The organism is Mycobacteroides salmoniphilum, assembly GCF_004924335.1.
GTDB classification, from domain to species: Bacteria; Actinomycetota; Actinomycetes; order Mycobacteriales; family Mycobacteriaceae; genus Mycobacterium; species Mycobacterium salmoniphilum.
On the sequence record NZ_CP024633.1, the window covers coordinates 884,060 to 906,319 of the forward strand.

Annotated in this window: 22 protein-coding genes; 8 read left to right on the forward strand and 14 right to left on the reverse strand. The window is 61.4% G+C overall.

Going from position 1 to position 22,260, the window contains the following annotated elements; translation table 11 throughout:
- Positions 1-3 precede the first annotated feature (3 nt).
- A complete protein-coding gene (locus DSM43276_RS04395) occupies positions 4-2,106 on the forward strand; it encodes a BbrUII/HgiDII family restriction enzyme (RefSeq protein ID WP_136628990.1) in 2,103 nt (700 codons plus the stop codon).
- Positions 2,107-2,257: 151 nt separating this feature from the next.
- Here the strand turns inward: DSM43276_RS04395 and DSM43276_RS04400 are convergent, their stop codons facing one another.
- Positions 2,258-3,313: a DNA cytosine methyltransferase gene (locus tag DSM43276_RS04400; protein WP_211196707.1), complete on the reverse strand. Its 1,056-nt coding sequence runs from the start codon at positions 3,311-3,313 to the stop codon at positions 2,258-2,260.
- A gap of 338 nt (positions 3,314-3,651) precedes the next feature.
- Between DSM43276_RS04400 and DSM43276_RS04405 the strand changes: the two genes are divergently transcribed.
- On the forward strand, positions 3,652-4,077 hold the full coding sequence (locus DSM43276_RS04405; protein WP_078330826.1) for a very short patch repair endonuclease: 426 nt from the start codon (positions 3,652-3,654) through the stop codon (positions 4,075-4,077).
- A 26-nt stretch (positions 4,078-4,103) separates the two neighbouring features.
- On the opposite strand, the gene DSM43276_RS04410 is transcribed toward DSM43276_RS04405, so the two are convergent.
- The gene (locus tag DSM43276_RS04410) at positions 4,104-5,111 is read right to left on the reverse strand and encodes an HNH endonuclease (RefSeq protein ID WP_078330827.1); all 1,008 of its coding nucleotides are present in this window, start codon (positions 5,109-5,111) and stop codon (positions 4,104-4,106) included.
- Positions 5,112-5,572: 461 nt separating this feature from the next.
- Here DSM43276_RS04410 and DSM43276_RS04415 point away from each other — a divergent pair, with 461 nt between their 5' ends.
- Entirely contained in the window at positions 5,573-6,445 is an 873-nt protein-coding gene (locus tag DSM43276_RS04415) for a PIN domain-containing protein (protein WP_136628991.1), read from the forward strand.
- Positions 6,446-6,970: 525 nt separating this feature from the next.
- Here the strand turns inward: DSM43276_RS04415 and DSM43276_RS04420 are convergent.
- The 4 genes from DSM43276_RS04420 to DSM43276_RS04435 all read right to left on the reverse strand — a co-directional run bounded on the left by DSM43276_RS04420 (position 6,971) and on the right by DSM43276_RS04435 (position 12,289).
- Positions 6,971-7,624, reverse strand: coding sequence for an NUDIX domain-containing protein (locus DSM43276_RS04420; protein ID WP_078330829.1), 654 nt, complete (start codon positions 7,622-7,624; stop codon positions 6,971-6,973).
- The gene (locus DSM43276_RS04425; protein WP_078330830.1) at positions 7,621-9,144 is read right to left on the reverse strand and encodes a nicotinate phosphoribosyltransferase; all 1,524 of its coding nucleotides are present in this window, start codon (positions 9,142-9,144) and stop codon (positions 7,621-7,623) included. Before DSM43276_RS04425 ends, DSM43276_RS04420 begins: the two co-directional genes overlap by 4 nt.
- A 14-nt stretch (positions 9,145-9,158) precedes the next feature.
- The gene (locus DSM43276_RS04430; RefSeq protein WP_078330831.1) at positions 9,159-10,043 is read right to left on the reverse strand and encodes a phosphoribosyltransferase family protein; all 885 of its coding nucleotides are present in this window, start codon (positions 10,041-10,043) and stop codon (positions 9,159-9,161) included.
- A gap of 152 nt (positions 10,044-10,195) precedes the next feature.
- Complete coding sequence (locus DSM43276_RS04435) at positions 10,196-12,289, reverse strand: NHL repeat-containing protein (RefSeq protein WP_078330832.1); 2,094 nt, start codon at positions 12,287-12,289, stop codon at positions 10,196-10,198.
- A 522-nt stretch (positions 12,290-12,811) separates the two neighbouring features.
- Between DSM43276_RS04435 and DSM43276_RS04440 the strand changes: the two genes are divergently transcribed.
- Positions 12,812-13,129: a hypothetical protein gene (locus DSM43276_RS04440; RefSeq protein ID WP_078331443.1), complete on the forward strand. Its 318-nt coding sequence runs from the start codon at positions 12,812-12,814 to the stop codon at positions 13,127-13,129.
- Between the two features lie 99 nt (positions 13,130-13,228).
- On the opposite strand, the gene DSM43276_RS04445 is transcribed toward DSM43276_RS04440, so the two are convergent.
- Positions 13,229-13,756 (reverse strand): hypothetical protein, encoded by a 528-nt coding sequence (locus DSM43276_RS04445; RefSeq protein WP_078331444.1) that lies wholly within the window; start codon positions 13,754-13,756, stop codon positions 13,229-13,231.
- Positions 13,757-14,074: 318 nt separating this feature from the next.
- Positions 14,075-15,175, reverse strand: a complete 1,101-nt coding sequence (locus DSM43276_RS04450) for an oxygenase MpaB family protein (protein ID WP_078331445.1) — start codon at positions 15,173-15,175, stop codon at positions 14,075-14,077.
- A gap of 87 nt (positions 15,176-15,262) precedes the next feature.
- Here DSM43276_RS04450 and DSM43276_RS04455 point away from each other — a divergent pair, with 87 nt between their 5' ends.
- Both DSM43276_RS04455 and DSM43276_RS04460 read left to right on the forward strand, forming a co-directional pair.
- The gene (locus tag DSM43276_RS04455; RefSeq protein WP_078331446.1) at positions 15,263-15,865 is read left to right on the forward strand and encodes a TetR/AcrR family transcriptional regulator; all 603 of its coding nucleotides are present in this window, start codon (positions 15,263-15,265) and stop codon (positions 15,863-15,865) included.
- Positions 15,866-15,963: 98 nt separating this feature from the next.
- Positions 15,964-16,863, forward strand: a complete 900-nt coding sequence (locus DSM43276_RS04460) for a hypothetical protein (protein WP_078331447.1) — start codon at positions 15,964-15,966, stop codon at positions 16,861-16,863.
- Positions 16,864-16,927: 64 nt separating this feature from the next.
- On the opposite strand, the gene DSM43276_RS04465 is transcribed toward DSM43276_RS04460, so the two are convergent.
- A complete protein-coding gene (locus DSM43276_RS04465) occupies positions 16,928-17,854 on the reverse strand; it encodes an MPT63 family protein (RefSeq protein ID WP_078331487.1) in 927 nt (308 codons plus the stop codon).
- A gap of 119 nt (positions 17,855-17,973) precedes the next feature.
- Between DSM43276_RS04465 and DSM43276_RS04470 the strand changes: the two genes are divergently transcribed.
- Entirely contained in the window at positions 17,974-18,969 is a 996-nt protein-coding gene (locus tag DSM43276_RS04470; RefSeq protein ID WP_078331448.1) for an immunity 63 family protein, read from the forward strand.
- Positions 18,970-18,973: 4 nt separating this feature from the next.
- Here the strand turns inward: DSM43276_RS04470 and cynS are convergent, their stop codons facing one another.
- From cynS to DSM43276_RS04480, 3 genes are all read right to left on the reverse strand, one after another.
- Positions 18,974-19,414, reverse strand: coding sequence for a cyanase (gene cynS, locus DSM43276_RS04475; protein ID WP_078331449.1), 441 nt, complete (start codon positions 19,412-19,414; stop codon positions 18,974-18,976).
- A gap of 36 nt (positions 19,415-19,450) precedes the next feature.
- Entirely contained in the window at positions 19,451-19,579 is a 129-nt protein-coding gene (locus DSM43276_RS23925; RefSeq protein WP_268807894.1) for a hypothetical protein, read from the reverse strand.
- 102 nt (positions 19,580-19,681) lie between these two features.
- On the reverse strand, positions 19,682-20,176 hold the full coding sequence (locus DSM43276_RS04480; protein ID WP_078331450.1) for a MarR family winged helix-turn-helix transcriptional regulator: 495 nt from the start codon (positions 20,174-20,176) through the stop codon (positions 19,682-19,684).
- A 54-nt stretch (positions 20,177-20,230) separates the two neighbouring features.
- Between DSM43276_RS04480 and DSM43276_RS04485 the strand changes: the two genes are divergently transcribed.
- Positions 20,231-20,641, forward strand: coding sequence for a DUF5313 domain-containing protein (locus DSM43276_RS04485; protein ID WP_078331451.1), 411 nt, complete (start codon positions 20,231-20,233; stop codon positions 20,639-20,641).
- Positions 20,642-20,695: 54 nt separating this feature from the next.
- Here the strand turns inward: DSM43276_RS04485 and DSM43276_RS04490 are convergent, their stop codons facing one another.
- Complete coding sequence (locus DSM43276_RS04490; RefSeq protein ID WP_078310421.1) at positions 20,696-20,887, reverse strand: hypothetical protein; 192 nt, start codon at positions 20,885-20,887, stop codon at positions 20,696-20,698.
- A gap of 77 nt (positions 20,888-20,964) precedes the next feature.
- Positions 20,965-22,194 (reverse strand): Nramp family divalent metal transporter, encoded by a 1,230-nt coding sequence (locus DSM43276_RS04495; protein ID WP_078331452.1) that lies wholly within the window; start codon positions 22,192-22,194, stop codon positions 20,965-20,967.
- Positions 22,195-22,260 lie beyond the last annotated feature (66 nt).

Sequence of the window (22,260 nt, forward strand, 5' to 3'; positions counted from 1 at the left end):
CGAGTGAGCGAAACACCACAGGATGGGTCCAACACCTACGAGATGAAAATCAGCATGTCGGTGTTCGAGGCACTGGGCATCAACCTGTACAGCAATGCGGCGGCAGTTCTGGCCGAGCTTGTCGCTAACGGTTGGGATGCAGATGCCAACCTGGTACAGGTGTCTTGGCAAACCGAGGGTGAAGAACCCTGCGTCGAGATACGAGACGACGGCCACGGGATGTCCCGCGAGGACCTTAACGATAAGTTCCTCACCGTTGGATACCCAAAGCGCGCCAACGAGGGCGATAGGAGCTATCAGTACAAACGCCTCTATATGGGTAGAAAAGGGATCGGCAAACTTTCTGTCTTCTCTATCGCTGACACTGTCGAGGTCTATTCAGCCAAGGGCGGGTCTCAGAACGCATTTAAGATCGAGGTGGAGGATCTTAAGGAGAAGATCGAAAAGGATGAGAAATACAGTCCGAAGGAAATCCCTCCTATCGACTCGCTGAAGGGTCACGGCACTGTCATCCGCCTAACGAACCTGCGCCGTAAGCGCATTGACATTACCTTGAATGCCGTACGGAAACGGATCGCGCGTCGCTTTGACGTCTTGACATTGACCCCTCCGCCATTAGAGTCCGAACCTGTTGATGTTGATGCTGTCAACGAGTATCTGAATCAACTGCGAAAGTCTGATAAAAAGAACCAACTACCGCGGACCTTCTATGTGGCTATGAATGGAGATCTGATCACTTTTGATGATCGCGTAGAGCTTAAGAAGCTTGAATTTCTATGGGAGTTCGGCGAACAGAAAATTCCGGCGACAAGTCTGGCCGACGACGTGCAGCGAAGGGTGATCCGGGGAGACGTTAGCGATACCGAATCATGGCAACTCACGGGATGGTTTGGGACAACCAAACGTCCTAGCCAACTTGTTGAAGACTCAGATGCTGGATCAGTTGGCAACATTATGGTGCTCGCCCGTGGTCGCCCAATCCAAGAGGGCATCATTGATCGTCTCGACTTCAATCGCATGTTCGTCAGCTATGTGACAGGGCAGATTCGTGGGGACTTTCTAGACACGGCCGAAAATGATGACATTGCGACAAGCGATCGCCAGCGGCTCATGGAAGACGATCCGCGTGTACTTGCATTGGGGAAGTTCTTACGTGAGGTCTTACTCAAGACGTCAGATGAGTGGTCGAAACTTCGCCCCAAGAAGAAGGCCAAGGAGATCCTAGCGAACAATGCGCCTATCCGAGGCTGGATCGAGTCGTTGCCGAAGTATCAGCGCGACTCCGCAGCCCAACTGATGGGGACGATTGAATCGTTGTCAATTCCGGAGAGTACGGATCAGCAAGAAGATCGGAACCGACTCTTCAAATCTGGGATCATCGCATTCCAGCGAATAGCTCTACGTGAGGATTTAGCCGAGCTGGAACAACTCTCAACTTTGCACAGCGAGAATATTCTTCACGCGCTTGCGACCCTGGACGACTACGAATCGGCCATGTATCTGGATCTAATTCGAGCTCGTGTGGAGACTGTTCAAAGCTTCAAGAACGACGTCGGTATCAATGTCTTGGAGAAGACTCTGCAGGACAAGCTGCATCAGAATTTGTGGCTTCTGGACCCTGCCTGGGATCGGATTCAACAAGATGTAGAGATGGAAGAGCGTGTTTTCGAAATGGCAGAAAAATTCGGAGCTGCACGTCCAGACGAGGACGCGTTGAAGCGTATAGATCTGCGTTATTGCAACGTCCAAAACCGCCACGTGATAATTGAACTAAAACGTCCCCATATCAAGCCCGATGTTGACGACCTTTACGACCAAGGTTTGATGTACGTCAGCGCGCTATCGAAAATTCTCGAAGAAACGGGACGCTCCGATGAGCCTTATGAGCTAATCTTCATTGTCGGTGAGAAACCGACGACAAAGAAAGTTCCACCAGCAAAACTATCAGACGACTATAGTCGGACGAGGCTGGCAGAGATCAGTGGTCGCGTATTTCGATATCAGGAGCTTATTCATAAAGCAGAGGCGCAGTATAACGATTATATCCAAAAGAACAAGGACTTGAACAGCCTCACGCAAGTACTTAATTCACTTGACGGCCCTTGATTCTGTCAACAATTGATGTTGACCAATGCGCGGATTTCCACTCTTCGCGTTCCTGAGATGGATTGCCCTGGTGCTTTGAGTATTTGGTGTAGCTGCCCTCGCAACGGCGAGACGTGCCGCCGGATGCCAATCTTGAAGCGAGGCTTCAAAATTACTGTGGGTTTTCGATTTCGGTGATATGTCGTCTTATTTGCTTTCCTATGGCCTTGCCCAGTGGCGGCGGTACAGCGTTTCCTATCAGTCGGCCTAGTGAGGTGAAGTAGATGGGCTGATCCCGGCGTTGGAATCGGTAGTTACGGGGGAAGCCCTGGAGCATTGCGGCCTCGCGCAATGTTAGTGAGCGATCCTGTTCAGGGTGTCCGAAGCGGCCAGTTCCGAAGTTGAAGGCTTGGGTGGTGATGGTAGGTGCTGGCTCATCCCAGCACATGCGGGCGTAAACACTCTGGAAAGAGGCGCCGGTGTCCTTCTGGTGGCAGGCGGATCGCAAATCCTTGGGCCAGTCACGCCATGTCCCTCCCGGCTTGGATGCTTGGATGCGTCGAAGGTTGATGTCCGTGAGGTTCCGGGCCTTGTGTAGGGGGTCTTTGGTATCTGTTTGGCCGGAAATCAGGGGCGGTAGTTTTTCGATGGTTTGCCGAACGGTCTTGTAGTTCTTTTGGTTTCCTGTCGGGACTGTGATTGGTCCTAGTCGGGATGCCAGCAGCACCATACGGCGGCGGCGCTGAGGGAGTCCGAAGTCCGGTGCGTAGCAGACTCGGTAGTCGACGAAGTATTCCAACTCTTCCAGTTCGGCGACAAAGCGCTTGAATACTTCTGTTGTCTCGATTCGTGGGACATTCTCCATGGATACGATATCTGGAAGTGATTCGGCGATAAGGCGTTTGAATTCGTCGAGCAACGGCCAGCGTTTGTCTTTGGTGGGATCTGCCCCGCGTCGGTGCGCACTGAAAGGCTGGCATGGGGCGCAACCCACCAACACGCGGTACTTCGATTTGCCCCAGTACTTTTGAAGATCTGTTCCCTTGATCGACTCGATGTCAGCTTCCATGAACACCCCGCCGATGTTCTCTTCGAAGGGGTATCGGCAGAGGGGATCGATATCGAATCCTGCCGCCACGGAAAGCCCAGCTTGAAGCATTCCTTGGGACAGTCCGCCGGCTCCACAGAACCCGTCTATGACCCTGATCTGATCGTTTACTCTCGGCACTGCACGAATTTATCCGAAAATTGCCCCGCCGTCGACCCAACAGACGGCTGACAGTTTGGTCGGTACGAGGATAGGTTGGACCATGGGGGTGACGGTGCCATAGGGGTCTGACAGCGCCCTGCGGTCATCGCAAGTCGAGTGGTTGTCGGCTGTTCGAGCGGCGAAACCTCAAGCGCAGAGACAACGTAAGTTGCCAGCTGAGGGGCGTGCGACGGCCGAGGTCGATACGCCGTTTACCTGAGCCCCGCAAGGCGATACCTGGACGACGACGGATCGCGCAGCGATATTCTGCGGTGGTGGCCACATCCTGGGCGTCCAGTGAGCGTTCTCGGGCCGTAATGAAGGGAAATCGGGGCCGCGATACGACTCCCGAGGTCGCTGTACGCAGGTTGCTGCACGCATCGGGGCTGCGCTACCGAGTCCATCAGCGACCGCTACAGGAGTTGAGGCGCACCGCTGACATCGTCTTCCGTCGGAAACGAATCGCAGTGTTCATAGACGGCTGTTACTGGCATGGCTGTCCGGCACACTATGTTCAGCCCAATGCCAACGGTGACTACTGGGCGGCGAAGATCGCCACCAACGTGACGCGTGACCGAGATACAGATAGCGCGCTGGTCGCCGCCGGATGGAAAGTCCTACGATTCTGGAGCCACGAGTCGCCGCACGATGTTTGTCTTCGTGTGCGAGCGGCTGTTCTCGCCGCACCGGACGCTGGTGCTCCGTCGCGGACGACGAGGCGAGGCCTCTCCGGCACGGGCTAGCCAATATGAAGGCAGCCAAAGAAGTTTCATTTACTTCTGGTGGTCTCGATGATTTGGCGTAGCTCTTCCGGTGTCTTCCAACGAGATCGGTCACGATGGATCATCTGGTGGCAGTTGACGCACACGAGTACGAGGTCATCCAGGGTGGTGTTTACCTGACCGGAAAAGTGCAGTGGGATCACATGGTGGACGTGGATGTACCCGGCCCCGAGATCTCCGTAGACTTTTTCGAAGTCGAATCCGCATATCTCACAGGAAATATTGCCCCGCGCCGATCGAGACTGGGCGATCTTGGCATTGCGCATTTTTGGATCGCGTTCCCGCGTGGTGACCAGACGCCGTAGCACCTGGCCTTCCAGTGACGACGCGATCGTTTCACCCATCCGACCCTCTGATCTACCTACATCCGTGGGGTGTTCATAGGAGTTGGACTCGTCACGAAGGCCAACTGCTCTCAACGCCTGTGCGAGTTGATGCATTCGATCCGGTTCTGCCGCGAATGCCGCGACCACATCTGCAGTTAGTCGGCCACCCCGAGTGCGTTGGCCACTGTAGCTGGGGTGCGCTGTGCGGAGATCTTCGAGTTTCCGATGTACGCTGCTAGGGCTCCGAAAGCGTTGTGCGCCTTCGAGTTCAGGTCGCTGACTGCGCAAGAATTGGCTTAGATCGATAACGCGGTCGTCGCGCGATGACATGGCCTGCGACCAGCCGTTCGAGTTCACCAAATCACAGGCGAGGAGGAGTTCTGGCCATTGCCAGTCAACCTCAAGGGTGACGGTGAAACCAAGTGCTTCGAGCCGCTCGGCGACTGCGCGGCCGCCGGTGAAATCGACCGAGCTGACGGAAGTTCCGGTGTCGTACCGATAGGCAACGCCCGTGATGGCTTTTGAGTCGTACACACGTCCGTCGTAGAGGAGGTAGTACTCGAGAGCTTCGCGGAAGCCATTTTCGTCTAGGAAACGATCTCGCCCTAACCGGTCGCACTCGCCGATGGCACGAATAACGCTGTCACGTGTTAGTTGCTTGAGCTCCACAGAACTAGGTTATGAGGTCGATTGGCCATACAGGGGCCAAGTCCAAAAGCGATGGCGGGCCTCCGCCAGGGGCGCCTTCGCTGAACGGGCCGCTGCCATCGCTCATACAGTTGCGATATATTCCGACCAGACTGGTGGCCCTTACGGGCGTGTCGGCAGTCGCCTGATGAGCATTGGCCCGATCACGTGGGCCAGCAAGCCGCCGGTGCGCTCAAGAAGACTGCGACCGAAGCTGGGGCCGTTGCCGAACTGGTCGACGCTCTTGCTTGTACTGTAGGCATCTTCGACGTAAACGTCTGTCTGACGGGTACCCAGCCACCTTCGGAGACGTAAGAGCGGTGGTCTTTCAGTGACCGGATAGGGCCGGACCTGTAGCGTCTTCTCGGAAAGAGAATCTCGGGAGTTTGACTTGATCACGTCGAACCGGGCAGCCGGAGTGTTCTTCGTGCGAGCATTGGTCCGTGGACGCAATGTTCTTTGGCAAAAATAAGGACGTAGTGTTTTTTGGGGACTACGAGTTCTCACGCCTAGAGCGTTACGGAATTGCGTTGGCTAACGCCACCATCCGTCGCCTCCGCGCTCAGGTCGCTAGGCCGTCTGCTGGCCTTCCGACGGTCGAGGGCCCGCATTTCGTGTACGAGCAGGGTCCACAGTTGTTTCTCGGACGTAGAGGCCGAGGTGCATTGCACATCGCCTGGGACACCAACCTCCTCATCGATTACTTCGAGTACGGTCGAGCGCTATGGGAGGGAGAGTCCCTGCCGGAACTGCTGCCTGGTGAGCATGGTGAACAGCTTGAGGCGCTTCAGATTATCGTCACTCTGTGGGTGTTACGCGACATCCGATTCCATATACTTCCGCGCACCATCACTGATTCCAAGAGAAAGGAACTGAGTCCGGAACGCCGCGAGCAGAGGCTGACAGCGTGGCGCGAGTTCTGCGCGGCCGTCAGGATTGTTGCCGACGAAGACGAGTACCGAGGTGAGACACTGATCCTCCCGCGCTCAGCGCTCGACCGTGCGCTCGCTGAAGTCCCGGCTGGCAATGATCGCGAACTCGTCGCGGGCGCGGTGAGAGACAAGGTTCACGTGTTCTTAACCCGCGATCGAGGCGTCCTGAAGGCTGGAAAAGCTTTGCGTCCCTTCGGTCTTCATATCACGAGTCCGCAGGATCTGCTCGAGGATCTCGCGTGCTGCGGCGCCCTGAGCTGCTTGCTAGAACCGGAACACCTCTACTGGCCGATGCCAGATCAGCAACGCGTGGCCCATCTAGTTTCAGCTCTCCTGCGAGCCGACTCAAACCTAGAAGCCGCGAGGCCGGCGAACGATAGTTGATCAGCTGCTAATCCACTCCGAGAACGGCCAGATGCTCTGGCTTCCTGCGCATCTTGACGAACTACAATGCATCCAGAGTCGTGGCCGTACGGCCCGCTCCAACCTCTGCCTTCCGTCATATTTCGTAAACACATTGCGGTGCAGCGTAGTTAGTGCATATCCGGCAAGGATCGAGGAATAGCTGCATGAGTGGAGCTCGCTTCGTTCGCTTCGAAGGCTCTGAACAGTTCAACAAGGCGGCCCTGGGAACTCGCACGGTGCGACTTGCGTGCAGGGCCGGAAGTGGGGCCACTGGGGCGGGAGGTTTGAGCAACAAGGTCCCGCGGTCTGCAGGCCGATGATTGTTGCTGGGGTGCAGCCATATTCGCTGCATTTGACTGACCTGGGGAATACTGAGTGAACCTGAGGTCCCGACGGAGGGTTTCCGCGCGTCCCGCTACAGACGTTGAAACCACGGCAGCGGATGATCGTCGTCGGGCTCTCGTGCCTAGCTCGTCAACCACCGCGTCGATGCGCGCCGAGGATCTACATGGCGAATCGGTAGACGTGTCCGGGTCGGCCGGTTGGTGCTGGCTTGCGGAGTTTGTCGGTTCGGCGGTATAGCGGTGAGCGGTCCAGGCGCTTGCGGGCTGCGCCCGCGGTTGTCGGACCCGTCACGTTCAGGAGTGCCCGTACCTGGGCGAGGGTGGTCTCATCGCCGAGCATTGCGTGTGTGGTGTCCGGGTCAACCAGCAGGCGCTCCTCTAGTCGCCGGATCGCCGCCCTGGCGATCGTGGTGTGGCCGAATGGCATTGCCTCCGGTATCTGGGTTACGGGCACAGCGCCTGTGGCCTCGGCGGGGACGCGGGCCACTACGACGATAGATACGGTGTGTCCGCGTTCGTCGCGGTCTGGGTCGCTGATGACGTCGACGACAGCGACGCCGCCGGTGAGCTCGGTGCCGGCTTTGTCGCGCATGATGCGCTGCGCGCATTGCTCGACGGTTTCGCCGTCCCAGGCGGCCAGCAGCCCACCGGGCAGGGTGGTTTCACCCTTGTGTGGTGCACCGGCACGCTCGATCAGTACGATCTTCGGTTCGGGGTCATCGGTGAGTGCAACGACATCCACGCTGAGCCAAGTACCGTGCACGGGATGATCGTCGGGTCGCACGGCGAGGTTGGATTCGGTCATCGATCTCATGACTGCTCCCTGGCTGTGCCGCTGTAGCGCGCGTAGATACCGGTTTCACGCGCCAACGTTTCGCGCACCTCGGTGAAGCTATACTGCCGCAACAGCTTTCCGTTCTCGAATACCAGTTTCAGTTCATTGTCGGCTTCCTGATCGGCGTCGGCGTGCTCGATCAAGAACGGCTCACCGCTCATCCAGCGGCGCACCGCCAACCGCCCGGTAGCCGACTTCTTGGATCCGTCATCGGTGACCGGGTCCTTGAGGATGTCGCGGCCGACGCCGTCGACCTGAACCCATGTTGCCTTGACGGCCATCTTGAAGGTGTCCCGTGTTTGGTATTGGTATGTGTAGGAGCCGAAGCCGAAAACGACAGCGGTGGAGGCATATCCCTGAGTCATCAGGTTCCGGGTAATCGCGTCCGCGCGCTCATGGGTGATCGAGTCGCCGTAGATCGCTCCGACATGCGTGTCTAGCTCGCGGTACCCCTTGGTGTTGGTGATGGTCCCGAATGTCTCGGCTAGCAGATTGACTACGCCTTTGCGGGCGGCGCTGTCTTCGGGCGCAGCCGGATCCCCGCACAGGATCAGTTCGGGGTCGCCGCTGTCGGGGCGGATCACGAGCTTTCCGTCACGGGCCATGATCTGTTCCTTGCGTGCGGGCAGGTACTCGGTGAGCACCCGCCACAGATCCCAGGTGTCGGAGACGACTGACAGGATTCCTTCGGGATACAGGCTCAGCAGCCGGTCGAAGGTCGCCAGCTCTCCGTCTTGTCCGCCGGCACACATCACGGAGTGTTCGGTGGCCGGAACCGATGCGCCGATCAACGCTTGCCCGTTGCCGGGGTAGAACCGTTCGATGAACCGGATTGCGGGCAGTCCGTCGGTCCCTGCGAAGCTGATCAGGTGGCCGGCACCTGACGCGGCTGCTGCCGCGTCACCGGCCATGCCGCGGTAGGAGAAGTCGTGGCCCTGGAACTGCACCGCGGCTTCGTCACCGGACTCGGCGGCGCGCTCGTCGAGTAGCTTGCGGTTGTTCCAGGCGATGGTGGCGCTGGTGATCGGCTGCCACAGCTCAGCGGAGAGTTGTGTCTCGAAGTAGTTGGTCAGCCAGAAGAACCGTGGGTCGGTGTTCTCTACCGTCAGGTACGGAACCCGCAGCGGGATCAACGATCCCTCACACGCAGCCCGCACCTGCAGCGGCAAGTATCCCAACGCGTGCAGATCTCGGAAGTGCTGAACACCAATGGCATTCGGCCCCAACAGCCCGGTGACGAACCGCTCATATCCGGCCAGAACCGGTTCGAGTTCGTCGTCGGTCAGATCGAAGAACACCTGCCAGTCCTCGATTAACCGCTGCAGATACGCCTGCAGCCCGAAGAAGACCGTGGCGTTGATACCCGCCACCCGCGTGCCGCGCGCGGTGAGGTTGGAGTAGACGAACTCGGTTCCGTCCGGGTACTGGCGCCGGTGATCAAGCTTGTAAGCGTCGGTGGCCAGCAGGGTGTCCAGCGCCCGATTTTGGTTGTCGTTCATGGTGTTTCCTCCCCCTATCGAGTGGTGTTGATGGTGTCCAGGACGTCGAGCACGTGGCGGCGCAGCGGGTGGACCTTGACCGCGCCGTCTTGCGGTGAGCCCATGGCGGCCGCGACCGCCGAGCGTAAAGAGTCAGTGGTGTGGACAGTCAGATAGTTGTCGGCGAGTGCTTCGATGCCCTTGGTGAACCCGCCGTGTGTGACCCACAGATCCAGGTCGAACCCGTCACCAAGGCCTTGTGCCAGTAGTGCGAACGTTCCGCCACCATCACAGATGTCGTCGACCACCAGGTACCGGCCCGGTCGGTCCTGCACCTCGGCGGGGGCTTTGTAGCCCAGTAGTTGTCCGGTGGCAGGGTCGCGCTTCTTGTCGGCCACGGACACCGGCAGCTCCAGTTGCGCGGCGACCGCGCTTGCGCGCCGAAGCGAGCCGGCGTCCGGTCCGATCACCCCGAGGTAGTCGCCGGCGTCGACAGCAGCGGTCACTACCTGGGCCATGTCGATGACGTGAGCCGCGACCGTAGGGTTGACCGCCCGCATCGTGTTCAGCCACACCGGCGAGTGCGGATCGATGGTGACGAGGTCAGTGATCCCAGATAGCGCGGCCAGGCGCGCGTTGGTGTGCGCAGGACAGGGCGTGTCTTTGTCGCCGCGTGCACTCGGCAGGAACGGCATCACCAAGATCCGGTGTGGGAACGCCGCCGTCAGAGCGGCCCAGTTGAACACCACCGTCCAGTCTGGTGCCGCGGTGTGCACCCAGAGCACCTGTACACCCGGGGTGGGGCCTGCACCGGCAATAGTGCGCACCGTCACATCGCCCATCGGATAAGCAAATATCTCGATGGCTGTTGCGTTGAGCTGTCCCCCGGCGTAGGCGAAGAACTCGTAGTCGTTCGTCATGTCGGCAACCGTACACCACTTTCGTACTCTTTGTACGTAAGTAACTGGATCGGCCGCGAGTGGACGAGTTCTGTCACCGACAACGCCCTGAGCGTATGTATAGCGGTTGGGGCTTTGGAAGTGCTGGACGCCACTGCTGGTGAGCCATCCACTCACGCGGGCGATGCGACGGGGAGTTTGAGAACCTGTCCTGAGTCGTCACTGAAGTCGACGTAACCGCTAACGTAGACGTTTCCGTCGGCGTCGACGGCTACATCTAGTGGGCCACGGAGCCCGGTGAACGGCAGCACCGTTGTTGCGTGGGAGCCTGCGGCGAAGGCCACTACCTTGCCACCGGTGTAGTCGGCTACGTATATGGTGCCGCGGCTGTCGACAGCCAGGCCCGACGGCCCTTTGAGTCCGGTCAGGGGGAATTCGGATTGGGTGGTGGAACCGGAACGCAGCGACAGTATTCGTTTGCGAACCTGATCCAGGACATAGACAGTGCCCGCGGCGTCCACCGTCACAAAGGTGGCTTCGTCCAACCCGGTGAACGGCAGCTCTATCGGTGGGGCTTCACCGGCGGCACGCGACAGAACCCGCCCCTTGTCGGCAACGTATACGGTTCCGGCAGTATCGACTGCCACGCCATGACCATGTCGACCGGGGAAAGACAGCTTGGTCGGGGTGCTGGAACCCGCCGTCAGAACCTGCACACCGTCGTAGCCGTTGTTGACGTAAACGGTGCCAGCCGCATCGACCGCCACTCCGTTTCTACCCGGCTCGAATGGCAGCGTGCTCGGAGCCGTGGCACCTACCGGCAGGGACAACACACGGCTGGTTTCGTGAACAGTGTCACTGTCTACGACATACACGGCGCCTGCAGCGTCGACCGCGATGTCCCACGGATAGCTCAGCTCGGTGAACGGAAGGACGCTCTGCGTACCGTAGGAGTGGAGCACCGTGGCCTCGGGTTTTCGCGAGATGGTGGTGAACGTCACGGCTGTCGCTGCGGCAAGCACCATCACCGTTCCTGCTGCTGCGGCTATCACCCATATCCGCTTGCGCCGGGCCGCGTCGACGGGGGCTGTCGGCGGCACGTGCGCTGGTGTGCCCGCCCCGAACGGCAGCTCAATCGGTTGCGGCTGATGCTGCGCCGGGGCCAAGGGACCTGTGACGCCCATCGGAGCCGGGTGCTCTGGGCCCGGCAGGGTCTGTCTGCCGAACCCCGTCCGCGTCTCACACCAGCGTCGGGTGGACCGGGCCAAAGCCAAGGCGATCGCCGCAACCGCATAAACCACCGTGAATACCAACACCGCAATGCGGAGCTCGAGGTCTCCGGGTCGAGGGTTGTCGCTTGCCGTCACTGCCGAAAGCAATCCGGTTGCCAACAGGATGACGACTGCCCAGGTGACGACAACCGTCGTGCGTCCGGAGAGGCGTCGGCGCAGCAACAGAATCCCGCCCACGATCAGCCCAGCGGCAAGCGGCGTCGTGACGGCTGCGCCAACCCCGGCGACGACCCGGGCCGACTCACGTTTATCCGAATCGAGTGCCTCCACCACACCCGCTATAGCGAGAAACAGAAACACCGCACCACCCAGCACACTCAGCACTGCCGCGCCGAGCGCCGTGCCGCGGGTGGGAGGCGGCAGCGAAGGGTCTACAACTGAACCGGGCACCGCTGCCAGCTGCCGTTGTCCGTCAGGCTGGCCCTGGTAGGTCAACCAACGTTTGGTTGACGGTGCAAGCACCAGCCCCAGCATCACCAACGCGACGAGCGCACCACGAATCACCGTTCCTGCACCAGGACCGAAGCGCATGACCTCCACATCGGAGGTCTCGCCCATCGCGCCGACGAGCCTGTTCCAAATCTGGGTGGAGACGACATAGGTGATGATCGGCGCCAGTAGCAAGAAAGCACCCGTCACCGCGACGACCGGGCGGCCGGCCGGTTTGCGACGAAACAGCATGATCCCGCCGACCACTAGGGCCGCCGCCAATATCGCGTTGAGCACCGCGACCACCGTGTTCAGGGTGTCCATCGCATTGAGTGCCGAGGTCGCGTCCTGGGTCAGGTGTCCGTCAAGGCCGCCAAATGAATCATCGGTCACCCACCGCGCGTACACGGACCAGGCGATACCCACCAGGCACATGAACGCCGCAATGAAACATAAGATCGCGGCCCAGCGAGCGGTCTCACGACTTGGCGGCTTGAGCGCTTCTTCGGGATCACCGGTGGGACCCCCCGACTGCACCGTATGCATAAGTCCAGAACTTACCGAGCCCGCTTGGTCTTTCGTGCACCAAATGCGTGACGCTGCATCGCGCAGCGGACGGCATGCGGAGGTTCACGCGTTCCGCAATCGGCACTATCGCGTTCCGGAGCCGAAAACAGCACCACCGCCGAAGAGCCACGAAGGGGTTTTCAACACGTCCCCGAGGGCGGAGGGCGGAGGGCGGAGGGCGGAGGGCGGGGGTCCTATGTGAATAGGTGTCTAAAACTCTAGCGGGTTGGCGGGGTGCTTCGGACGCTGGCTGTTGGGCGAGGCGGGGGTGTTGCCGGTGGTATGGATGTGACCCGATGGGTTCAGCAGGGCAGATGTGACTTGGCGTATGGCGGTAAGGGCTCGACGGCTGATCGTAAGCCTGATCATTGATGGCGCGGTGTTGCGATCGAAGTGGTGGCCTCGTGCCAACGGTTGGAGTAGCCGAGAGGCTGGTCCTGAGCCAGCGCGTCCCACCGCAGTGGTTCCTCGACATCGAGTGATCCACCGAAAGGAGATATCATGAAGCTATTTAGGAATAAACGAGTAGAACCAGCTGCGACTGACTCAAAAGTCTTCTATTCCACGCCTTTTGGCGACACGAACGACGGCCAAAAGAGAGTCTTCATGCTTGAGCGTGCCGGCGTACGGTATTTCCCCGTTTTCCGTAGCGCAGAGTCAATGAACGAGTTCTACAAACGGATGAACCGGGCCGCGTACATGATCATTGAGGGAACCCTGCAGAGCGTGATAGATACCACGCGCTCGATCGAACAAATGAAGGATGTGCGAATCGTAATTGAACCCTTGGGCGAACATCCCATTGAGGTCGACCTCTAACCTCCCGCGCTAGACGCACTCACGCCGCCACTCGGAAGAGATTTCAAGGCCAAGCCGGGCTTCGGCAAGGCGCTTCACCGTTGAATCACGGTGAGCTATCTAGAAAGTCGAGCTGTCTTCTGGGCCGAGCACGAACCCGTGGGGAGCCCTTGAGGTTGACTCGCCAGGTCCTGGGACGATCTCGACAATACAGGCGGTGATCGCCTCGTCAACCGCGCAAGTGCCGGTCCATACCCCGCGGGTGAACACGACCTTGCTACCCGCCGGCAACAGTTTCGCCTGCCCGGGACTGGGCGGAGAGTTGCCGAATTTACCGGCTTCCATGTAGCTCGCGGTCACGCTGCTCTGGCTACTCCCTGGAATCCGCCCGGTGCACGTCGCGATGTCCCACATACCTCGAACATTGATCACCACACTGCAGTTTTGGCCCGCTGGGGTGCTGAACTGCACGCTGCTCACGGCACCGTTATAGCCGCTGGTTGGGATCGCGACCGTATAGTCGGACGTCTTCACCGCGGTATACCGATCCAGATCCGGTAATTGCGGTTCAGCGACAGCCGACGGCGCCAATAACAAGCTGCTGGCCGCCAGCGCGCCGATACATCCAAAAGCCCGAGCGGACGCCATTCCACCACGTTAACAGCGCGCACCAGTCATTAGAGCAACTCCGTCTTGGTGGCGCACTGCCGCTCGCCCAGCTGATCGCAGCGCATCAGTTACCCGGACAGCGAAATATTGGGCTCATGCGCTGAGCAGCCTCAGGAGCAGGCTAGCGTCCAGGCATTGTGGGCGCGTTGCGGAACGACAAACGGGACCACAGCTGATCAGCTTCGTCGGGGTTTTCAACACGTCCCCGAGGACGGAGGGCGGGGAGCTGTGAAAGCTGACCAAACTCTAACGGGTCAGTGCTAGACATTCGTCCCTGGACCGCCGTAGCCCCGGCACTCACCCGAACGGGCAGGTGCCGGTTGGCCGCTCCGGAACGGCAAAGCTGTCCAGCCGGTAGCTGTGGTAGAAGTCGGCCAGCCGCTCATTGCGCCGCGTCAGGGAACGCGAAACCCTGTCGAATTTGCGCTGTGCACTACGCGAACCGTCCAGCTGGGAGCGGGCCGTATCGATGCGAATATTGTTGTACAGCATGGGTTCGATGAGTAACCGCTCAGGCGTAACGCGCCACACCAGCTGCAGCAGCCGGGTGTACAGAGCGAACTCCACATTGTGATGAGGCTTGAGTCGGAATCCGATCATCTCGCGTATCTCGGGATGCATAGCCTTGGCCGAACATACCTGGATTACCCGGCCCGCCATCGGGCGAATCGCGAGCCAGAGGGGCAGCAGGGCTGGGCGCAGGGCAGCAGGGAGCAGCAGCGTCGGCAGCGGCAGTCGCATTAAACCGGAGAACTGCTCGCGCAGAAAGCCGTTGGACTGCAACCTGTTTTCCACCATGTTGTCGTAGTAATCGACGAAGGCGCCGTAGGTCTCCGGGAATTTTCCCTTGGCGCTGGGCAGTTCGAGGTCTTTGAACAGGTAGCGTTGATATTGATACGCGGCTTCCTGCTCTGTGGCAGTCATCGTGTAGCCCGTGCAGTAGGGGAAGGCCTCCATCGTGGCGTTCATTGCGCTGGCCGCGATCCATATCCATAGCTCGGGATCCAATGCGCTGTAACGAATCCCGTCGTACTCACCAACTCCGGTGCCCCGCACATCGCGGTGTCGCTCCTTGAGCCATTGCGCCGTGTCGGCCCGCTGCTGCTGATTGCCGGATAACAGCGACAGCGCGCTCAGCCCGCTCCGGATACCCCGGTCGGTGAAATTCTCGCGGAACCGTCCCGTGCGATCGACGGACGCGGCCACCGGCATCAGGGCCACCTCATCGAACAGCACCCCGCCGAAGACGCCGACAAGAGGACTGCCCAGGTGCTTGCGGAACGCGTCCATGATCCGTGGGCGCGTTCCGTCCACGTGAAGCAAGCTCAGGCCGTCCTCGTGGGAATCCCGGCCCGATTCGTCGTCATGTGTGATGTAGCGCGGCAGTACATGCGTCATTGCATCCTCCGTCGGTGTTAGTAACTGAGTTGAACACTAACATCGCAACATCGGGTTGGGAAGGACTTCTGCGTGAGAGACTGAGCTGTGTCTGCAGATCCGGATCCGACCGGCGAGCGCATCCTTGAGGCCGCGCTGCAGACCATGCTCAGCTTCGGCCTCCGTCGGGCCACGGTCGACGAGATCGCAAGGCGCGCGGGTGTATCGCATATGACGGTGTATCGCCGCTGGTCCAACAAGACCGAGCTGGTGCTCGCCGTCCTCATGCGGGAGGCGCAGACGATGTTCTCCGCCATAGACCGCGACATCGCCGCCCTGGAAAGCCCCGAGGACAAGCTCGTGGCGGGCTTCACCGGCATCTATTGGTATGTGCATACCCATCCGCTGATGCAGCGGGCGGTGGAGACCGATCCGGAGTCGGTGCTGCCGGTCATGACAAGCGGTGCGGGCCCGGCCCTGGATATGGCGACCACATACCTGGCCGGCCACGTGAGCCGAAGTGCCGGTGACCTCGTCGACGACTCCTACGGTGTCGCGGAAGTATTTGTGCGCCTGACACATTCGCTCATACTCGCGCCCAGCCCCCGGCGGGAGCTTGCCAGCAGGGAAGACACCGAGAGGTACGCCCGTCAGTACATCTTGCCTATCGCGCGGGCGTTGGTGCCGGAGCCGAGCAAGGCGGTCCGCTAGCGACTGGCGATATCCGCCGCGAGTGGGCGGCGGGGCCAAGTAATCTTTGTGCATTGACCATGGTCGGGGACATAACAACGAGACATTGGGGGTAGTGGATGGACACGGATATCGGAGCGGGCTCACCGGAAGCCGACGATTCGTCGGACGCCGCGGACACCGCACCGCTGCCGGTCCTGAACGCGCTTCCCGGGATGTCCGAACTCGGCCCGTTCGCTCCGTCGGAGCACGAGTTTGATCAGCCTCCGTTCCTCGAGCAGCCGGCATTCACGGAACCGCGCCCACTCGCCGTGGATCCGGGCAATCAGTACGTGCAGTGGCCGGGCCAGCAGACCTTCAGCACCGCGCCGCCAGCCGCTTCGGGACCGATCAGGCCGACGACTTCGGTCGATTTCTCGTCCTGGGAAGACAAGCCTGAAAGAAGCAAGCGGCCGTTGGTGATTGGTGGCGCGGTGCTGGCGGCCGTGGTTGTTGTTATCGGTGGTGTGGTCGCGGTGTTCGCGGGCAGCGGCGGCGATGCCGCGCCCGCCGAACCGAGCGCGGCCCCGACGACAACGGTGTCCAGCAGGGATTCCGACGCGGAGACGCGCTTGCTCTCCATGCTGCCGACGGGATACGGGCTGTCGGCGTGTAAGGCGGTCGATCCCGCCAATGAGGCGGTGGCACAAGTCAAGTGCGGGCGCAGTGATGATCCAGACGGGCCGGTTGAGGCGAGCTACTCGCTGGTGAAGGATAAGTCCGCGCTCGCCGCCGGGTTGAGTCGTCTGACGAAACGGAACGCGGTGGTGGTGTGCCCCGGCCGGATCCAGTCGCCGGGACCATGGCGTCGCAATGCCACGCCCGACCAGGTGAGCGGCACGGTGTTCTGCGGCAGCAATCAGGGGCACCCGGTGGTCGGCTGGACCGATGAGGAGCGCCTTTTGCTCAGCGAGACGCGTTCGGGCGCGACCGGTCCGACTCTGGACCAGTTGTACGCCTGGTGGTCTTCGCACTCATAACAAAAACCGCCGGCCGCGTGAGGCGGCCGGCGGTCAATGCCGAAATGACTACTTATCCCTCTGTTTAACCCTCGGTGGAAACGGGAGTGCCCTGGCTGCCGGCCGCACGCTGGCCGTGCGGGGTGCTCTCCGAGGCCGGAACGGCGGGAACCGCGGCCACCGGCGGGGTGGCGGTCTGCGGGGCGCCTTCGGCACCCGGCGCGGGAGCCGGTGAGGCAGGCGCGGGCGACGCGGGAGCGGGGGAAGCGGGTACCGCGGTGCTGTTCAACGGCGTGCCCTCGGCGCCAGGCACCGGGGTGGCGGGTGTCGGACCCGGAGTCGCGGTCACCGGTGCCACCGTGGGGGTCGGAGTCGTCGCGGGCTGCTGCTCGTCGACCGGGGTGCCCTGGCTGCCGGCGGGCAGCGGAGTGCCCTGGCTTCCCGCGGGCGCAGCGGCAGGCGCCGGGGAGGTGGTGGGTGCGGCGCTGGTGGCCGGCGCGGGGCTGGTGCCGTGCGATTGGCTCGAACCACCCGAACGCGGTGCGGCAGCGGGGGGAGCCACCTTCCAGGTGAGCAGATCCTCGTCACCGGAGGTGTACGTCACCGTCTCGGGGGCAGGACCGGTCACGTCGAAGTAGATCTTGCCGCTGGTCTTTTCGCCCTGCGACAGGGTCCCCGGGTTCACGCCCTGCTCGGTGGGCACGCCGTACAGCACGCGGTAGGTCTCGCCGTCCTTGGCCTTCGCGTTGAAGTTGGCGACGATCGGGATGACGCTGCCCTGGATAGCCTCGTCGGTGGCAGTGGCTTCCCACAGCGTGCCCTTGGCCTGGTAGGGCAGCTGGTCAGCACTAACCTTGAGGTCGCTGACGGTCCACGCCTGGACGACGTCGCCGTTGGTGAGGCGACCCTGCTGGCCGAGCGTGGTGTCGGCTCCGGCGGTTGGCATCAGGGCCAGTCCGGCCGCTGCTGCGGCCGCGGCCACGGCGGCGGTAATGGGCACGTTGATCTTCACGATGGTGGTCTCCTTGACGTCCGAAATGCTCCCCCCAGCGGGGACGGTCTGTCGTAAAAATAACAGGTCTGGGTGCACCATCGTCGCCCGAAGTACACGATTGCCATACGGTTAAGAACATGACGGTTGATTCCACCGGTCACGAGGGGGCCGCGCCGGAGCCAGACGATTGGCCACCCGACGCACGCACGTTCACCATTCGGGCGGCGGCGGACGATGCAGCGCCGAGCCTGGCTGCTGAACTGCCGATTACCGCAACGGAACTCGGCATGTTGGACGGAGACGCCAACCACCCCGTGCAGTTCTGCAGCGTGCTTCTGGAACCGCCGGTCAAGCACCGGTTCGATACCTCCGATGCCGCCCGGTACGAGCGTGAATATTGCGACCGGGACGACGGTGGCGAGTTCTTCATGGTGCATGTCGCGCTGCTGGGGCCCCGCCGCCCCGGAGTTTCCCTTGCGCCCGGCGCGCGTGACGTTCTCGTCGATATCGCCTATGTGGTCGATTTGTCGCTCGAAGAAGACGGAGTGCTCAACCCTGCGAAAGTGGACTGGGCGGGTGGGGCGATCGTCGATGTCGACGGAGAGATGCCGGCCGAGCAGGCGACCCAGGGGACAGCGGATGAGCAGACGATCGCCGAGTCCGCACCACCGGCCGGTCCGGCGGCGGCAGTGCCCGAGCCGGGGAGCCCGGGGAGTTCGGAGTGGATCCGCGAGCAGCTCGACGTTCGTATCGCGGTGCTCGGTCGTCTCGCTGGGGAAGTCGCGATCTCCGAAGTGCCGGTGCCGACCGAGCTGGCCAAGAGTGAACGGCACTCCAATACCGCTCCGCAGTACGTGCTCGATGGAGCACAGTTCTGGTACCACACGCGTGACCCGAAAACAGGTTTCGTGTGGAAGACCACGACCAACCCGAACGAGCTGATCTATTGGTGCATCGATGATGTGGCCAGAGGGTTGGCATGGCGGTGGACGCAGCAGGCGGCCACCTACAAGACGATGCCGCCGGCCATGGCGCAACGCACCCTGTGGGCGCCGTACTGGCAGCTGCTCATGAACGCGCTCGACACCAAATGGGGGGCCATTACTGGCCGCAACATTCGCGGTCTGCTGTGAGCGATCACCACCGGTAGTCGAGAAACTTCCCGTCGAAGGTCAGGACCACCCGATCGCCGTCCGGGTCGGGGCGGCGCGTGATGTCGACCTTGAAATTGATGGCGCTCATGATGCCGTCGCCGAACTCCTCGTGGATGGCTTCCTTGATCGCCGGGCCATAGACGCTCAGTGCCTCGTAGAGCCGGTAGATCGTCGGATCGGACGGCGCCCCGCCGTCCAGCGTGCCGCGATAGGGCTGGGCACGCAGCGCGGTACTGACCTGCGGCTCCAGGTCGAGAAGCTCGGCCACCTTCGCGGCCTTTGCTTCGGGTACGGGATGCTGGCCCAGTAGCGCGGCAATGGTCCAAATCAGCGGTGAGTCAATCGCTTCCGCGATCTGTTGCCACGTCAGGTTCTTCTCGAGGCGACGGGCGGTGATCAGTTCGGCGGCTTCGTCCTTGGTCATGACGTCAGAAAAACAGACGCCCACCGTCCGCGCAAACTAGCGCTGCCACAGGTCTTTCTGCGCATCGCGTTGGTAGTAGTTCATCGAGTTCTCCCCGCTCGCGGTCCAGAGCATGACCACGGTGACGAGCGTGATCGCGATGAGCACCATTGTGTCGTTAAACATGATGACCTCCTTGGTATATCGATCGGTCTACCTGTGATTGCAGCACGTACACCGATCGGTGTACAGGGATGTGTGGCGGACGCCACACGGCGGCCTTCCGGGCTACTCGGTGTCCAACGCTCCGGAGGCCAGTGCAGCGCTGTTGATCCTGGTCAGCACCGCGTGTAGGTGCTCAAGTTCGGACAGTTCGACGCCCAGGCGTTCCACCACCGCCGCGGGGACCTTAAGCGCCTCTCGGCGCAGCGCGGCGCCCTGGGGGGTGAGGGTGACGCGAGTGGTGCGCTCGTCGGCGGCGCTGCGCGCGCGAGTGATGAGCCCCAATGTCTCGAGCCGCTTGAGCATGGGGGAGATGGTCGCCGAATCCGTTTGCAACAGGGCGGCTATCTGCTTGACGGACAAGGCTTCCCGCGCCTCTTCGCTGCCGCTCTTGGCGTGATCCCAGAGTGCCAGCATCACCAGATACTGCGGGTGTGTGATCCCCAGGGGTGCGAGCAGTGGCCGGTAGACCGCGAGCACCGCGCGATTGGTGACCGCCAGGGCGAAGCACACCTGTCGCTCCAGGGCCAGCGGGTCTACATCGGGTGAGACTGCGGTCATTCTCACTATCCTAACCATTAGTTAGTGCACTAATTATTAGTCTACAATTTAGTTATGGCCGCCGACCGTCCGAATCTTCTTCAGTACATCGCCTACTGCTACGGGCGTCGTCTGCCTGACTCGATGAAGGACTGGGTCGCCCATGATCTGGCGGGCAAGGGTGCGGTGCGGCGGCACATTCTGCGGTGCGCGATTCCGCCGCTGTTCGTCCTCGCGCCGTTCTGGCTGCTGCCCGCCTCGCTATACGTCCACATGGAGATGACGGTGCCCATCTACGTGTGGGTGCTGATCATGGCGCACGCCCTCAACAAGGTGTGGCGCCGCCACCGGCTGGTGCAGCATGATCTGGATCCGGGCCTGGTCGACGTGCTCAAACGTCAGAAAGACGCGTGGATTCACGAGGACTATGCGCGGCGATTCGGACCGCGTTCGGGCGACGGCTACTCCAGTAGCGGGCCCATCTAGTAGTCCGCGCTGTGAAAAATCCGAGCGTTTCGTGGGTCAGTTAGCGGCGCTGACTCAGTCCCAGTCGCCGTGCTTCCAGTGGCCCTTGCCCCAGCCGTTGCCATGTCCGCCGCGCCAGCCGCGATCCCAGCCACGGTCCCAGTTGCCGTCCGCGCAAACGGTCACTCGCGGGTAGGTGTCCACGGAGCCGCAAATGTCTGGATCTGCCTTTGCCGGGGTTGCAGAGGCGATACCTCCAACGAACAAACCACTAGCAACGACTCCAATTGTCAAGGCTGAGGGCAGGATTCGTTTCATGACTCACAGCCTACTGCCAGACAAATCTAGTTTGCAAGGGTAAGGAAAATCAGTACCGCGTTCAGTAGCGTGATGAGCGCGGCGATGATCCAGCCGAGCAGTGTCGTCACGCGATGGTTGACATCGGTACCCATCAGCCCGCGATTGCTGGTCAACCGGATGAGGGGTATGAGAGCGAAGGGGATACCGAAGGACAGCACCACCTGCGACACCACCAGTGCCCGGGTGGGGTCGATGCCCACTGCGAGGATCGCCAGCGCGGGCAGCAGCGTGATAAGCCGCCGCATCATGATGGGGATGGAGCGGCGCAATAGTCCTTGCATGATCATCGCGCCGGCATAGGCGCCGACCGAGGACGATGCGAGGCCGGATGCCAGCAGGCCGATGGCGAACAGCAGAGCCACGGTGGGGCCGAGACTGTCGCGTACGGCGGCATGGGCACCTTCGATGGTGTCGACGCCGTCGCGACCCTGCAGATTCGTGGCCGCCACCAGCAGCATTGCCATGTTGACGGCGCCGGCGAACAGCATCGCCAGGCTCACGTCCCAGCGGGTAATGCGCAGCAGTCTGCGTCGCGGCTCGCCCGCTTCCGGATTCCCGTGCCGGTCTCGGGCCAGGCCGGAGTGCAGATACACCGCGTGTGGCATGACCGTGGCACCCAGCATTGCCGTCGCCAGCATCAGGCTTTCGGCGCCCTGGAAGCGTGGGATCAGTCCCGCGGCCGTCGCGGCCAGTGGTGGCGGTTCCACCACGACGCTGGCGAGGAATCCGATCGCGATGATGGCCAGCAGTGCGGAGATGACGTATTCGAAAGAACGCTGGCCGCGCCGGTCCTGTACGGCAAGCAGCCCCATCGAGACGACTCCGGTGATGACACCGCCGATGAGCAGCGGCAGGTCGAACAGCAGATACAAGGCGATGGCCCCGCCCACAACCTCGGCTAAATCCGTTGCCATAGCGACTAATTCGGCCTGCATCCAGAACGCGATTCGGGTGGGTCGTGACATGCGATCGCCGACGGCTTCCGGTAGCGACTTCCCGGTGACGAGGCCGAGCTTCGCCGAGAGGTACTGCACGAGCCCGGCCATGACGTTGGCGGTGACGATCACCCACACCAGCAGAAAGCCGTACTTGGCGCCGGCGCTGACATTTGAGGCGACGTTTCCGGGGTCGACATAGGCGATGGCTGCGACGAAGGCGGGCCCGAGTAGAGAGATCCCGCGCACCGGTCGCGCTTGCTTGTGCCGCTCGAGCACCCACTCCTCCTAATTTCAAGCACCCCGAATAGAAAAGTTAGAGTACCCGAAACTTTGTGATGCGGC